Genomic DNA, 12,991 nt, shown 5'->3' with positions numbered 1-12,991 from the left:
TTCTGCCCCCCCGCCCCCCGCTCCGCCCCCGGGCGGCGGCTTGCCGGTCTGTTTCGAACGGCGTGCCGCCGCCGGGGTCCGTCAGCCCTTCTGGCCTACCGCCAGCTTGTTGTCACCGCTGTTGTCCATGTAGCCGCTGGTCGAGAAGTCGCATCCCGACGTGCAGGTGAAGGAGAAGATGCCGGTGTTGTTGCTGTTGTCCTGCACCAGGACGCGGAACGTCGCCGGCTTGCCGTCGAAGGTGCCGCTGCCGTCGATCTGCACCGAGTTCCGGGTCGCGGTGATGTCGCCGCTGGCATCGATGGCCGAGCCGAGTCGCGTCACCGAGGTCAGTTGCGCGTCGTGGCCCTGGCCCTTCAGCGTCATGCTGGCCACGGCGGGGGCGCCGTTGCCGTTGCGGCTGGCTTCCACGGTGACCTCCAGGTTGCCCTTGGCCGAAGCCACCTTCCCCTTGACGCTCGCGCTGCGGCTCATGCAGGCGTTGTATTCGGGGTTGGTCAGCTCCACCGATACCAGGCCGCCCTGGTTCCACCCGGTGTAGTACAGGCAGTTCTCGGTGTCGTAGCGCGGGTCGGGACGCGTGAAATCCATCTGGTCGCTGGTGTTGCGCTCCTTGATGTAGTAAGCGACTTCGATGGGATGGGTGGGGTCTTTCCAGTCCACGAAGCGCATGCCGCCGTAGGCGCTCGCATAGACCGCCAGGCGCATGTTGCTGCGGTCGTCAAAGCCGAGATAGTGCGTCATGCCTGCCCAGGTATCCTCGGCCAGGTTCTTCTCGCAGTTCTCGGGCTTGTTGGCATCGGACTTGTAGGTGCCGACGACTTGCGGGTTCTTCTCGTCCGAGATGTCGATCATGCGGGCGTAGGATTGGTGCCCGCAGATTCCCGAAGGCGTGCCGCCCAGGCCACCGCCCGACTCTTCGGTCGAAACGATGTATTCCTTGCCGTTGACGTGGCGCACCCATTCGGTCGCATGGGCCGAGGCCGTCTCGCCGTTGCCGAAGTCGGGGTCGATCATCTGCTTCTCGTCGCACCACGAGACGAAGCTGATGTACTTCAACTTCGGGTTGGGCACCCGTTTGACGACGTCGCTCGAGTCCATGATGAGCAGGCCGTTGCCGCACCGCTGGGTTCGTGCCTCGATGGCGGTCTTGTTGCCTCCGCCCAGGGAGTTGGTGCCGCCATACAGCGCCATGTAGACGCGCGTTCCATCGTCGTTGGTGCTGACGTCGTGGAAGTGCGTCGTGTTCAGGATCTTCCAGCCCAGGTTGTCCTGGACTGCCTGGGGCAGGTCCAGGCGGTTCCAGTTCAGCAGGGCCTTCGGTTTCTTGGGATCCGAGAGGTCGGTCACATGCATGTCGATGCGATTGACGGCCTCGGGAACGACCTGGTTCTTGTTGCCGTTGTCGACGTTGCCGCGGCCGATGATCGGATCGCCGCTGAACGGGATGCCGTAGTAGGTCTTGCCGTCGGGCGTGAGCCAGCCGTCGTGGTTGCCCTGGGGTGTGTTGTAGGTGGTGCTGAGCGGAACGGGGTGCAGGCAGTCGCTGACGTCGTAGACGTCCAGCGGGTTGGTGACCTTGCCGTCCACGGTGGGGCCGTTGTCCTTGTAGGCGCCGATCATGATGTTGCCCTGCAGTTCGAGCGCCGAATAGGCGCGGATCATCGCGGGCGTGCGCAGGACCTTCCCGTACGGGTTCGGGCCGGCCGGGTCGAAGGAAGCGTGGCCGACCTGATCGTCGTCGGGCGTGATGACCATCTTCGTCGGGGTCTTCATGTCGAACACGATGGTTCCGACGTATTGCTTCTGGTCGGTAATCGGCTGGCCCAGGGCATCCTTGGTGCCGTCGCGCCGGGAGGCGTAGGCGCAGCGGTCCTTGAGTTGCAGGTCGCCGAAGGCGCCGCGATCGAACAGCTTGTGCTGGGCGACCTTGCGGGCGCCGCACCAGAAACCCTTGAAGGTGATGTCGTTCTTGGAGGGGCCGCGATCGGCCGCGGGGATCGCGCCACGCAGGCCGGTCTCGGGCTGGTCCCCGGGGCCCGGTTCGCAGTAGTCGATCTTCTTGGCCGGGATGGGGTCGCCGGCGACGGGTTTGTCCGTGCCGGGCACCGGGTTGTCGTCGCTGCCGCAGGCGGCGATCAACGCGACCGTGGCCAGGGCGGCCATCGATAGGCCTAGATGCGTTTTCACTGGGTGTCTCCTCTCGTTTCAGAGTGGTTGTGGGTAAGCGGAGCGGGGAGTGTTCGGGTCAATGCCCTTCGACTTCGTTCCCGGGCGCGGGCCCTCTGTACGCCTCGGGGAGTTGCTCGATGGGAAGCAGGGGAGGGGGCGCCTCGGCGCCGGCCGGTGGAAGCGGTTTTGCAGCGGCGGGGGCCGGGGCAGGGGCCGGGGCCGCGGCTGCCTGGGTCCAGGTCTCGATCGCGACAGGTCCCCCCGTGCCGGTCAGCACGACCCTGCCGGATTCGATTCCGGTAACGACGAAGTCATCGACGCGGTCGCCCACGCGAAGCTGCAACAGCCGCGAATCGGTCGTGTGCCGCACCATCGCGAAGCTGCCCGCGCCGCCGACGACCGTGCCCTCCAGCTTGAACGCCGGCACGGGCGAGGTCGTCGCGGCCTGGAGGGAGGCGGTGGATTCATCCGTATTGGAGGCACACATCGGCGCGGAGTCCGGAACCCAGGCCGTCGCCGGCTCGGCCGGATCGTCGTGCCATGGTTGCCACCACATCCCCGCCAGTACGGCAACGATCGTGGCCAGGAGCCACCACGGCCAAGGTTTTCTCTCTGTCAGGGAAGATTGCATGTCATGTTGTTCAAATTCATCAATGCGGATCACCGAAGTCGTGTGAACCATGGCCGTGGCCCCGGTTATAGACGCGGGCCTCCGTACGCCGGAAGACAACTGGCGGTTAACTCGTTCGGCACAGGTGAACAGCCCGGCCTTGCGGCCGGCAGGCCAGGGCTGTTGTACCGGCCGAAAACCCGCGCGAATGCTGGTTCCCACGCGTTCAGGCGATGCCGGCATCGCACACGGGCCCGGATTGGCGGCCGGCACCTCCCTCTTGCACGCGCTCGCGGCGCTGGTTGATACTGCGAGCCTTCAAGCCAAGGACGGGGACGACGATGTTGCTGAAATGGATCTCGAGCGGTGCTCGGGCCTCGTTGATGGCGGGCGCCTTGCTGCTGGCGCTGGATGCCTCGGCCGATCCCGCGTGGCGCGGTGGCGTGCTGCTCGCCGGCCATGACCCGATCGTCGATCCCGTGCTGCGGCGCTTTCCCGGCAAGGTGACGGGTCTTGGCTCGGCCAACAAGGCGGGCCGGATCTACACGCTGCGTCTCCAGCCGCTTGGCCCGAAAGCGGTGCCGCCCGCACCCAATGCACTGCGCGGCTGGCGGTTGACCGTGCTGAAAGGCGCGCGTTTCGGGAACGTCTACTGGGTCCAGAGCAATACCGCGGACGCGATCACCGTGCGCAGCAAGGACGGATCGCTGGAAGGGATGGCCGCGGGCGACCTGTTCGTGGTCGAAGAACTCGATCCCAACCCGCCGGCAACCTCGCGCGGCGACGACAAGGAAATGCAGCGTGTGGCCTGAACGGGGGCGCGCGCTGCTGGTTGCCGCGAGCCTGTCGCTGGCCGGCACGGCATGGGCGCAGAGCGGGAAGCTGCCCGCCGATGCGGTCGACGGCTTCCATGCCGCCCTCAAGCGCAAGGATACGGGCGCGGCGCTTTCGCATCTGGACCGCGGGCTGGTCGTATTCGAGTTCGGCACCATGGACGCGACGGTCGAAGCCTATGCGTTGAGCCATCTGCCGAGCGACATCGACATGGCCGCCATTTCCGATTGGAAACTGCAGGCCAGGCGCCTGGGCGGCAGCGGCAACGAACGCTGGGTGCTGAGCACCTACCGCGTTACCGGCAAGCTGCCCAACGGCCGGGAAATCGACCAGGTCACGCTGGAGACGGCGATCGTGCGGCGTGTCGGCGACAGCTTCCGCATCGTCCACCTGCATTGGTCGAGCGATAAAAGCGACTTCCAGTCCTGGGCGCAGGCGCAGCAGCAGCGCCCCGCGCCCTGATATCGGATATCAGCCCACGATGGGCTGGGCCATGATCCACAGGCTCAGGCTGGTATAGGCCACCATCAGCGCGAGCATTGGCAACTGGCTTGTCAGCGCCGCGCGGTGGCTGGCGAAACGCCGCGCCGCTTCCACGTGCGCGACGATGACCGCCAGCACATGGCCGACGACGATCAGCGTGACCGCGACGTACCAGTAGACGGCCGGGCTGAGGATGCCCAGGTCGACGGCGCGCCCGCGCGTGCCGAACAGATTCCAGCCCCAGCCGAACGGATCCGACGCGAGGGGGATGATGAACTGGCCGGTGGTCAGCAGTAGCGACGCGTAGTGCGCCAGGTGGTAGGCCACGGCAATCGGCACCAGGCTCCAGACCATTGCGTTCAGATCCGCCTGGGCACGGCCGGCGTGGGCCGTTTCGCCGGCCAGGCGCAACATCCATGCACTGACCCCGCGAAAGATCAGCACGAAGGCGATCGGGAACAGCAACAGCAGCAAGGTGTTCAGCCACTGTGTCTCGTCCAGCGCCGTCACGGAGGAAAGCGCGAACAGTGTCTCGGCCACGGGACGCGACATCTGCGCGGCGGTTCCGATGCGATCCATCAGGGGCGTCTCGTGGAAGCCGTCGAAGGTAACGGTTGCGAGCATCAGCAGCACGAAGGCCGCCACGGAATTCGACACCGGCTCCTTCGTCAGCAGCCCGGCGGCGTAGGGGCGCAGGCGCAGGCGCGCGGGTTCGTCCGGTGTCGAACCGCGTATTTCCAGAGGCGCAAAGCGGCCCAGCACCCGGAACACCATCGCGAATGCGTCGGCCTGGCGGCGCCAGGCCTCCACGCCGAACAGCAGCATGCCTATCCAGCCCAGCACCGAATACGCCAGCAGGGCGGTGGCGATGGCGCCCGGCACGTCCTTGTCCTGCCAGATCAGTTCGGCCCAGGCGAAGGCGAAGAACAAGATGACCGCCGGCCACGCGGCCCAGCGCGCCGGGTAGGTCCAGCCCAGCGATTCCCGGCAGCCGATCATGCGCACGGCCGCGCGATACAGCGTGGGCAGCGGGTTGACGATTTCCCACAGATCGCCGACCAGCGCGCAGAAGAAGGCCATGCCCACCCACCACAGCACCCAGACCATCGTGACGGTCAGGTTCGCGTACGCGTCGGCATTGCCGTAGAAGCCGGTGGCCAGGGTCAGCAGGAACAGCGCGCAACTGGCCGTGCGCAGTACGGCAGCGAGCGGATGGGCCAGGCGGCGCAGCAGGGAGAACCGCAGCAGATCGGTGCTTCGAAGGAAGGCTGCGCCGAAGTCGCGTTGGCGCGCGAACAGCGCCAGCGCCGCGAAGGTGAGCACGATGGTCGCGCCGGCCCCGGTCAGCCACAGCCACAGGGGCAGCGGCAGATCGAAGCGCTGCCCGAATCCGTGCGCATGCGCTTCGGGCGTGGCGGTTGCCATGGCCAGAACCGGAAATGCCCCGCTCAATCCTCGCGATAGGGATCTGCTCGGCGCCGCGCCGCTATGGATGGACTTCGATGAATAGCACGGCACGATGATTGCCAGCCCCATGGGTATGCACGTGCACGGGAAAGCGGCCCGCCAGATCGGCCTTGAATGCCAGCAGCGCCGGCGCCGGCGGTTCGACCTTGACCTCGATCTCGTAGCCGTGCAGGTGCAGCATCATCGGCTGGTCGCTGGTCATGCTGACCCGGACCTGGTCGCCCTTGCGTACCTTCAGCGTCTCGTCGCCCTGGACCCGGCCGCCAACGATCGCGATGGAAAAGGCTTGCGTGGAAGCCGCGGCGGCGGTGGCGGCGGTGCCGCCGAACGCCGCCACCGCCATCCATGCAATCAGCCGCCGGCGCGTATGGTCCGTCATGGCCGTCCCCGTCTTCATTGCACGTACTGTTGGCCGGTGGCCTTGATGACCGCGCCCCATTTCGCTATTTCGGCCTCGACGAATTTCTTCTGTTCCGGGCCGTTGACCCGGGCGTCGTTGATGATGACCGCGCCCAGCCCTTCCTGGCTTTTCACGAAGACGGGATCCTTCAACGCCAGCTTCAGCGCCGAGTTCAGCTTGTCGGTGATCGCCTTGGGCGTGCCCTTGGGGGCGAAGAGGCCGTGCCAGATCGTGACGTTGAAGCCCTTCAGCCCGCTTTCATCCAGGGTGGGCAGCGCGGCCAGCGCCGGCGTCTTCAACCGTTGCTGGGTCGTCACCGCGAACGCCTTGACCATGCCGGCCTCGATCTGCGCGGTGGTGTTGGTGGTCTGGTCGCACATGAGATCGACCTGGCCACTGATGAGATCGGTCATCGCCGGCGCGGTGCCCTTGTACGAAATGGGCTGCATCTCGACCTTGAGCGCATCCTGGAGCATGAGTCCGCACAGGTGCGAGGCGGAGCCGACACCGGCGTTGGCCAGGTTGATCTTTCCACGGTGGCCGTCCAGCCACTTGCGCAGTTCGGCGAAGTCGTTGGCGGGCAGTTTCTTCGTGCTGATGACGGTCATCGGCACTTCGTTGACCATGCCCAGGTACTCGAAGTCGTCGAGGGTCTTGTAGGGCAGCTTGCTGTACAGCGCGGGCGAGGTGGCCAGGCTGACGTGGTGCAGCAGCAGCGTATAGCCATCGTTGGGGGCGCGCGCCGCCTTGGCGGCCCCGATCGTACCGCCGGCGCCGCCGGCGTTATCGACGAGGACCACGATGTTGCCCAATTGCTTGCGCAGCGCTTCCGCGAAGTCGCGTGCCACCTTGTCGGTCGGCCCGCCGGCGGCGAACGGCACGACGAGCGTTACCGGCTTCTCGGGATATTCGGCCCAGGCGGGAAGTGCGGCGGTGGCCGCCATGGCCATCGCGATCGTGGACAGACGCTTCATGGGTCGTCTCGCAGGATGTGAAAGGGCGATCCTATCGAGAGCGTGAGCGGCGCAGAAGACGCACAATCGTTAAGTCGTTCACTTCAGGTGAACGCTACACCCGTTGCCGCGATGCTGAAGCTGTCCCGAAGGCGGGCGGACGTGCCGGCGATGTCCTGGTCGACCGGCTGTGCGCCGTGCTGCCCGATGACCACCCCCTGGCGTCGCGGCGTTCGATTCCGTTGGCGGCGCTGGCGCGGGAGCGATTCGTTTCCTATTCCGCCGACCGGGTCCCCGCTTTCCATCAGCGGATCGTCGGGGCCTGCATCGAAGCCGGCTTCCAGCCCAACATCGTCCAGGAGGCGGCGCACATCTACATGATCATGGCGCTGGTCGCCGGCCGCCTGGGGGCCGCGCTGATACCGGGGTCCACGGCGGCGAGCGGGCATCGCGGCGTGGTCCGGGTGCCGATCGGGGGAGCAGCCGCCTGCTGGAGACACGCATCGATGTCGTCCATCCGCGCAGCGGGGCATCGGCCGCCGTGGTCAATGTCCTGTCGCACTGCTGCCGCCGGTCAAGCCTTGCTTCGTCATGAAAGTCGGCCACATGCCCGTCATCCCGTACCTGCGCCCCGGTGCGCCGGCAACCGCCGACGCGGTGGAACGGGCCATCGTCCGCCACGGCGCCCTGGGCGCGCCCCTGCGGGCCGTCGTCCTGTCAGCGACTCATCCGTCGGGTAGCGAGCGTGTTCGCAAAGGTGGCCGCCGTCTCGCAGCTCCAGTCCAGCGTATGGACACGCTCGCAGATCCTCCATCCATCCGATGTTCGTCTTAGCTGGTCCAGATATCGAAGGCTGCGCATTAGAATCGTGCCCATTTCGTCGGCCATGGCAAGAAACGCAATGGCGCTTGTCTCTGTTTCCGCCGCATTTTCATAGAGCGAGCAGAAATTCAGATTCCCCATGAAATGCGTGGTGATCCTGACCGTGCCTGCCTTATGGCGCTTGAAAGTATTCATGGAATCCATAAGAGGCTCGATACCCTTGACCTCCTCTCTGCCGTCATATGAAGCGCAGATGTCCTCTGTGAAGCAGTTGCGGACGCATCCCGGGTCACATCGATCGATGCCATGAAAGTACCGGGTGATGACGTCTTCGATCGCGGCACGATCCAGAAGACGCTGCAATGTGTCCTGATGCTGCGGCATGGCGTTCTCCTCGCTGTAATTGATTTCTCAAAGAGGTGTTTTCCATCTGGAGCCAAACGGAACCGAAGGTCCGCGGAAGTATTCGGCAGAACTGGCAGCCCGTCACTTTGGTTTCATTTATTGAAACTTTGACTGATGATCGGAACCGGTGTTAGTCTTCGAACAGGCTAACCAAGCGTCGTATTCGTCGACACAAGGTCAACCGTCAATAAGAAGAAACCACCTGCCCGGATGAGGAGGCGACATGCAGAGACGCACCGTTTTGCGGGGGCTGGCCAGCACCGTAGTGGCAGCCCCGTTCGTTGGTTCGGCTCGGCGTTCAGATGCCGCCACGCAGGCGTATCCGATCCGCCCTATCCGATGGATAGTCCCCTGGCCTCCGGGCGGGGGAGCGGATCTGATGGCTCGGATGGTCAATGCAAGGGCCGGAGAGATTCTGGGTCAACCCTTGGTCATTGATAACCGTGGCGGGGCGGCCGGAAATATTGGAACCGCCATTGGAGCGACTGCGGCGGCCGACGGGTACGCAATCACTTTCGGCTACTCCGGAACGTTGTCCATAAATCCGTTCGTCTATCCAGAATTGAACTGGAAACAAAGCGATTTTGAGCCCGTCATCTTCCTGACTCAGGTGCCGCTGACCCTGCTCGTCAACACCAGCCTGGGTGTGACGAGTGTTCGCGAGTTCATACAGCTCGCCAGGACACGGCAGCTTACTTATAGCTCTTCGGGGCCTGGATCGATCAACCATCTGGCCGGTGTGCTGTTTGCCGAGATGACCGGTGCGGATCTTCTGCATGTTCCGTACCGCGGCGGCGGACCGGCCATGACCGCCATACTCGGGGGACAGGTAGACGCTTTGTTCGTCGTTCCGGTTGTCGCCGCACCTCAACTAAAAGGGACAAAGTTGCGCGTGATCGGAGTGACGAGTTCCAAACGTTCCAATGTGCTGCCGGGGATACCCACCATCGCAGAGGCAGGGGTTCCGGGGTATCAGGTCAGCTCTTGGAACGGGGTGATGGTTCCGGCAGGAGCGCCCGCACCGATCATCGATCGCTTGAATACCGCGTTCAACGAGTCCATGAAAGACGACGCTGTTCATAGGCATCTCGTCGAGGCTGGTTATGAGATAGAGGGCGGGGAGCCGGCACGATTCTCCCGATGGATAGATAGCGAACGGGCGAAGTGGGGGCCGATCGTGAAGAAGGCGAACATTCGCCCTGAGTGAGGTTGTGTCGCCACGTAGGGGCATTTGGCGATTCCGCCGCCAGGGGATGGTCGGCATCCTGGATTGAATGGAACCGGCCAAGTCGCGCGGTCATCATTGCCCGAGACCTGCTGCTGGAGCGAGCTTTGCGCTGGCACTGTCATCGCGGCGATAGTGCGGTGCCGCGAGGCGCGTTTGCTATGATTGGCCGCGCCTCCTGCGCCACACGAAAATCTAGCCCGCGAATGGATAAAACAGTCATCAAAGCCTTCCAGGTGTTCGAGCGCCTGTGCCAGCACGACGGGCCGGTGAGCCTGTCCGAACTGACCCGCGAGACCGCGCTGCAGAAAAGCAATGTCCATCGCCTGCTCAACACGCTGATGCATCTGGGGTATGTGTGCCAGATGCCCGATGCGAGCTACATGCCCACGCTCAAGACCTGGACGCTGGGCAGCAGCATCCGCGAGCGCTACAACGTGGCGGCGTTGGCCCGGCCGGCCCTGGTGGCCTTGCGCGACGAGCTGGGCGAGACCTCGTACCTGGCCGCCCTGGACCGGGACAGCATCGTGTACCTGGACGTGGTCGAGGGTACCCACCGCATCCGGGTCAACGCGAAGACGGGCGGGCAGGCGCCCATGCATGCGACGGCTTCGGGCAAGGTGCTGCTGGCGTTTTCGTCCGAGTCCGTGCTGGATGCGCTGGCCGAGCCTTATCCGAGCTTCGGTCCCAACACGCCGACGACGCGGGCCGCGCTGGAGAAGATCATGGCGAAGGTCAGGCGCGACGGCTACGCGGTCAACAACGAAGAGTGGGCCGAGGGGGTGATGGGCATTTCCGTGCCCATTCGCGATGCCGGCGGCGAGTGCGTGGCGGCGATAGGCGTGACGGGCCTGGCCGTGCGATTGGCCAAGGCGCCACCCAAGCGGATCATCGCCTTGCTGCAGGAGCACGCGCAGGCGATCTCGGCGACGCTGGGCTTTCCCGGCTGAACGGGAAAGCCCTTCCCGCATGGTCAGTTGGACGCGGCCAGCTTGCCGTCCACGATGACCTTGTTCCAGTAGGCGGTTTCGGACGCCATGAATTTCGCGAAGGTGGGCGGATCGCTGAAGTCCACCGGCATGCCCGCGGCATTGAAGCGTTCGACCACGGCGGGTTCCGACAATACCTTCTTCAAGACGCTGCTGTAGCGCTGGACGATGGCCGGCGGCATGCCGGCGGGCCCCGCCAGCCCCATCCAGCCCGACCAGTCGATCTCGCCGAAGCCCTGTTCGCCCAGCGTGGGAACGTCGGGAAGGTCTTTCGAGCGTTCCTTCGAGGTGACGGCCAGCACGCGCATCTGCTTGCTCTGGATGTAGGGCATGACCTTGCTGGGAAAGCCGACCACCATGTCTATCTGTCCACCCAGCGCATCCTGCAGCGCGGGCGCGGCGCCCTTGTAGGGGACGTTGAGCAGTTCGAAATTGCCCAGGCGCTGGAGTTGGAGCATGACCAGGCTGCCCAGCGTGCCCTGCGAGACGCCATAGCTGGCGCTTCGGGGTTTCGCCCGGGCGGCCTCGGCCACGTCGCGGAAGGTCTTGTAGGGCCGCTGCGCGTTGACGCCGATGGCCATCGGCGCGCGCGTGACCAGGCCGATGGGAGTGAAGTCCTCCAGCGGGCGATAGCCGGCGTCCTTCATCAGGCTGGGCACGATGGTGTGGGCATCCATGATCAGGCTGATCGTGTAGCCGTCGGGTTCGGCGCGGCGGACGAAGTTGGCGCCCAGCGAGCCGCTGGCGCCGCCGCGGTTGTCGACGATGACGGGCTGGCCGAGTTCGTTCGCCATTTCGTTCGAGAAGGCGCGCGCCATCTGGTCGACCGGGCCGCCCGCGGGGTAGGCGACGATGAGCTTGATGGGCTTGGCCGGTTTCCAGGCGGCGTCCGCCGCGTGCGCGGCGGGCAGGCCTGCCCAGGATAGCGCGAGCGCCACCAGGGCAAGAGCGGGCTTGCCGGGTCGTTGCTGTGTCATGAGATGTCTCCGGTTTTTATCGTTGCGAACGGTGCGCGGCCTCAGGTGGGCCGCTGCGGGGCATAGGCCTGGAAATTCAGGCTGCCGTCCAGGCGTGCCTGTTCCAGCAGGTCGACTTCCCACGACAGGTATTCGTCCATGGCTTGGCGGGTCTGGGTCGGCCTTTCGAACGGGCGCAGCCAGACGTCTTCGGGTTCCACCGACCAGCGTTGTCCGTCGCCGGTCAACGGCAGGCTGGCCGCGGACCAGGCCGCGATCCCGCCCGCCAGGTAGTGGACGGGTTTTTTTGTAAGGGCCTGTGCCTCGGCCAGGGCGAAACCCGAGACGCGGCCGTCTTCGCAGGTCAGCAGGTAGCCGGCGCTGCCGGCATGGGCATCCAGGGCCGTGCCCAGATGGCTGCGCGAGGCGAAGACGGCGCCCGGCACATGGCGGCGCTTGTACTGGCGGCTCCAGGACAGGTCCAGCACCGTGATGTCCATGGCTTGCATGTAGGCCTGGGCTTCGGCCGCGTTCAAGCCCGGCCGGGCCGGCGCCGGCCGCGGTGCCGGCCGCGCCGCCAGCAGGGCCGCCATGTCGCGAACCCGGCGCGGGGCCGCGACGTAGACGTCTCGCCAGCCCATGCAGCGCAGCCAGGCTCCTGTCATCAGCGCTCGCGTATGTTCCGGGTCGAGCAGGAGGATGCGCGATTGCAGGGTGCCGACATAAAGATCGGTCGCCTGCACCAGTTGGCCGCCGGGCGCGGACAGCGTGCCGGGCAGTGGATCCCGCGCCGTCTCGTCGGGAGTGCGCACGTCCAGCGCATAGAGCGTGCGCGCCTCGCGTTCGTCCAGCCATTGGTGGAGCATGGGCAGATCTGCCTCGCGCACGCCGGCGGCGTCGGCGAAGCGCCGCGCGGCCGCACGCGAGGCTTGCGCGGCGTCGTGCGAGGGCGCGGCCAGGCGGCGTTCCGCGCCGGTTTCCACCGTCAGCCCGGCCAGGCGCCATCCCATGGTGCCGTTGCGCAAGGCGACGACGCGCTGCGGCAGGCCGGCATTGATGATGGACTGTGCCCCCAGGATGCTGCGGGTGCGGCCGGCGCAGTTGACGACCACCAGGGTGCCGTCGTTCACGACCGCTTCGGGAACGCGGAACGCCAGTTCCGCGCCCGGCGCGCTGGTGGATGTGGGGATGGTTTCGGCGGTGTAGTCGTCGTAGGGACGCGAGTCGAACACCTGCACGTCGGCGCGGGCGTCGATCAGGTCCTGCAACTCCTTCGCGTCGATGGACGGTGTGTGATAGGCATGCTCGACGAACTCGCCGAAGGCCTTGCTGGGCACGTTGACGCCGCTGAAGACCGGCAGGCCGGCCCGGGCCCAGCCATCGAGCCCGCCTTCCAGGGCGGACACGTCCGTATAGCCCAGGCTGGCCAGCCGCCCGCGCGCCCGCTCGTTCAGCGTCGCGTCGGCGCACAGCACGATGGGTGTCGAGCGCCGGGGGATACGCTGGGGCATCAGCACTTCCAGCCGGGACAGCGCGATGCAGCGTGCCTGCAGCAGGTGTCCGCGCGAGAAGGGCAGCTCTTCGCGCACGTCGACCAGGGCGAGCTCCCCATCGCGCCGCAGGCGCTCCCGCAATTCGGCGGGTGTCACGATCCGTTCTTGTCCAGGCATGTTCA

Annotated in this window: 13 protein-coding genes; 5 read left to right on the top strand and 8 right to left on the bottom strand. The window is 65.8% G+C overall.

The features are described 5' to 3' along the window. Positions 1–81: 81 nt before the first annotated feature. Positions 82–2,190: an LVIVD repeat-containing protein gene (locus AC1Q6E_RS09735; RefSeq protein ID WP_152792917.1), complete on the bottom strand. Its 2,109-nt coding sequence runs from the start codon at positions 2,188–2,190 to the stop codon at positions 82–84. 58 nt (positions 2,191–2,248) lie between these two features. Beyond that, on the bottom strand, positions 2,249–2,854 hold the full coding sequence (locus tag AC1Q6E_RS09730; protein ID WP_296556831.1) for a hypothetical protein: 606 nt from the start codon (positions 2,852–2,854) through the stop codon (positions 2,249–2,251). Between the two features lie 269 nt (positions 2,855–3,123). Here AC1Q6E_RS09730 and AC1Q6E_RS09725 point away from each other — a divergent pair, with 269 nt between their 5' ends. Both AC1Q6E_RS09725 and AC1Q6E_RS09720 read left to right on the top strand, forming a co-directional pair. Beyond that, positions 3,124–3,594 carry a hypothetical protein gene (locus AC1Q6E_RS09725; protein WP_152798495.1) on the top strand — a complete coding sequence of 157 codons (471 nt, stop codon included), beginning with the start codon at positions 3,124–3,126 and terminating at the stop codon, positions 3,592–3,594. After that, positions 3,584–4,078: a Cif family virulence factor gene (locus AC1Q6E_RS09720; protein ID WP_296556830.1), complete on the top strand. Its 495-nt coding sequence runs from the start codon at positions 3,584–3,586 to the stop codon at positions 4,076–4,078. The genes AC1Q6E_RS09725 and AC1Q6E_RS09720 overlap by 11 nt, the downstream gene beginning before the upstream one ends. 9 nt (positions 4,079–4,087) lie before the next feature. On the opposite strand, the gene AC1Q6E_RS09715 is transcribed toward AC1Q6E_RS09720, so the two are convergent. The 3 genes from AC1Q6E_RS09715 to AC1Q6E_RS09705 all read right to left on the bottom strand — a co-directional run bounded on the left by AC1Q6E_RS09715 (position 4,088) and on the right by AC1Q6E_RS09705 (position 6,940). Next, complete coding sequence (locus tag AC1Q6E_RS09715) at positions 4,088–5,524, bottom strand: hypothetical protein (RefSeq protein ID WP_492572632.1); 1,437 nt, start codon at positions 5,522–5,524, stop codon at positions 4,088–4,090. A gap of 61 nt (positions 5,525–5,585) precedes the next feature. After that, positions 5,586–5,945: a cupredoxin domain-containing protein gene (locus tag AC1Q6E_RS09710; RefSeq protein ID WP_152798498.1), complete on the bottom strand. Its 360-nt coding sequence runs from the start codon at positions 5,943–5,945 to the stop codon at positions 5,586–5,588. 14 nt (positions 5,946–5,959) lie between these two features. Then, positions 5,960–6,940, bottom strand: a complete 981-nt coding sequence (locus AC1Q6E_RS09705; protein ID WP_152798499.1) for a tripartite tricarboxylate transporter substrate-binding protein — start codon at positions 6,938–6,940, stop codon at positions 5,960–5,962. Here AC1Q6E_RS09705 and AC1Q6E_RS09700 point away from each other — a divergent pair. Next, positions 6,892–7,659 (top strand): LysR family substrate-binding domain-containing protein, encoded by a 768-nt coding sequence (locus AC1Q6E_RS09700; RefSeq protein ID WP_492572631.1) that lies wholly within the window; start codon positions 6,892–6,894, stop codon positions 7,657–7,659. The two genes, AC1Q6E_RS09705 and AC1Q6E_RS09700, sit on opposite strands and share 49 nt — an antisense overlap. On the opposite strand, the gene AC1Q6E_RS09695 is transcribed toward AC1Q6E_RS09700, so the two are convergent. Beyond that, positions 7,637–8,125, bottom strand: coding sequence for a nuclear transport factor 2 family protein (locus AC1Q6E_RS09695; RefSeq protein ID WP_492572630.1), 489 nt, complete (start codon positions 8,123–8,125; stop codon positions 7,637–7,639). The genes AC1Q6E_RS09700 and AC1Q6E_RS09695 overlap by 23 nt on opposite strands. Before the next feature lie 244 nt (positions 8,126–8,369). Between AC1Q6E_RS09695 and AC1Q6E_RS09690 the strand changes: the two genes are divergently transcribed. Then, complete coding sequence (locus AC1Q6E_RS09690) at positions 8,370–9,353, top strand: Bug family tripartite tricarboxylate transporter substrate binding protein (protein ID WP_492572629.1); 984 nt, start codon at positions 8,370–8,372, stop codon at positions 9,351–9,353. A 224-nt stretch (positions 9,354–9,577) separates the two neighbouring features. Further along, on the top strand, positions 9,578–10,321 hold the full coding sequence (locus tag AC1Q6E_RS09685; RefSeq protein ID WP_296556827.1) for an IclR family transcriptional regulator: 744 nt from the start codon (positions 9,578–9,580) through the stop codon (positions 10,319–10,321). A gap of 23 nt (positions 10,322–10,344) precedes the next feature. Here the strand turns inward: AC1Q6E_RS09685 and AC1Q6E_RS09680 are convergent, their stop codons facing one another. Together AC1Q6E_RS09680 and AC1Q6E_RS09675 are read right to left on the bottom strand one after the other, a co-directional pair. Then, entirely contained in the window at positions 10,345–11,337 is a 993-nt protein-coding gene (locus AC1Q6E_RS09680; protein ID WP_492572628.1) for a Bug family tripartite tricarboxylate transporter substrate binding protein, read from the bottom strand. 41 nt (positions 11,338–11,378) lie between these two features. After that, positions 11,379–12,986: a rhodanese-like domain-containing protein gene (locus tag AC1Q6E_RS09675; protein WP_492572627.1), complete on the bottom strand. Its 1,608-nt coding sequence runs from the start codon at positions 12,984–12,986 to the stop codon at positions 11,379–11,381. Between the last annotated feature and the right edge of the window lie 5 nt (positions 12,987–12,991).

The sequence above is a fragment of the Pigmentiphaga sp. MLSB6-MA01 genome (assembly GCF_058793475.1).
This window is presented reverse-complemented; position numbering and strand designations above follow the sequence as displayed.

Excerpts from the sequence above, each read along its gene's own strand:
- AC1Q6E_RS09730 (WP_296556831.1), bottom strand. The coding sequence starts at position 2,854 with ATGGTTCACACGACTTCGGTGATCCGCATTGATGAATTTGAACAACAT.
- AC1Q6E_RS09725 (WP_152798495.1), top strand. The coding sequence starts at position 3,124 with ATGTTGCTGAAATGGATCTCGAGCGGTGCTCGGGCCTCGTTGATGGCG.
- AC1Q6E_RS09715 (WP_492572632.1), bottom strand. The coding sequence starts at position 5,524 with ATGGCAACCGCCACGCCCGAAGCGCATGCGCACGGATTCGGGCAGCGC.
- AC1Q6E_RS09710 (WP_152798498.1), bottom strand. The coding sequence starts at position 5,945 with ATGACGGACCATACGCGCCGGCGGCTGATTGCATGGATGGCGGTGGCG.
- AC1Q6E_RS09705 (WP_152798499.1), bottom strand. The coding sequence starts at position 6,940 with ATGAAGCGTCTGTCCACGATCGCGATGGCCATGGCGGCCACCGCCGCA.
- AC1Q6E_RS09695 (WP_492572630.1), bottom strand. The coding sequence starts at position 8,125 with ATGCCGCAGCATCAGGACACATTGCAGCGTCTTCTGGATCGTGCCGCG.
- AC1Q6E_RS09690 (WP_492572629.1), top strand. The coding sequence starts at position 8,370 with ATGCAGAGACGCACCGTTTTGCGGGGGCTGGCCAGCACCGTAGTGGCA.
- AC1Q6E_RS09685 (WP_296556827.1), top strand. The coding sequence starts at position 9,578 with ATGGATAAAACAGTCATCAAAGCCTTCCAGGTGTTCGAGCGCCTGTGC.
- AC1Q6E_RS09680 (WP_492572628.1), bottom strand. The coding sequence starts at position 11,337 with ATGACACAGCAACGACCCGGCAAGCCCGCTCTTGCCCTGGTGGCGCTC.
- AC1Q6E_RS09675 (WP_492572627.1), bottom strand. The coding sequence starts at position 12,986 with ATGCCTGGACAAGAACGGATCGTGACACCCGCCGAATTGCGGGAGCGC.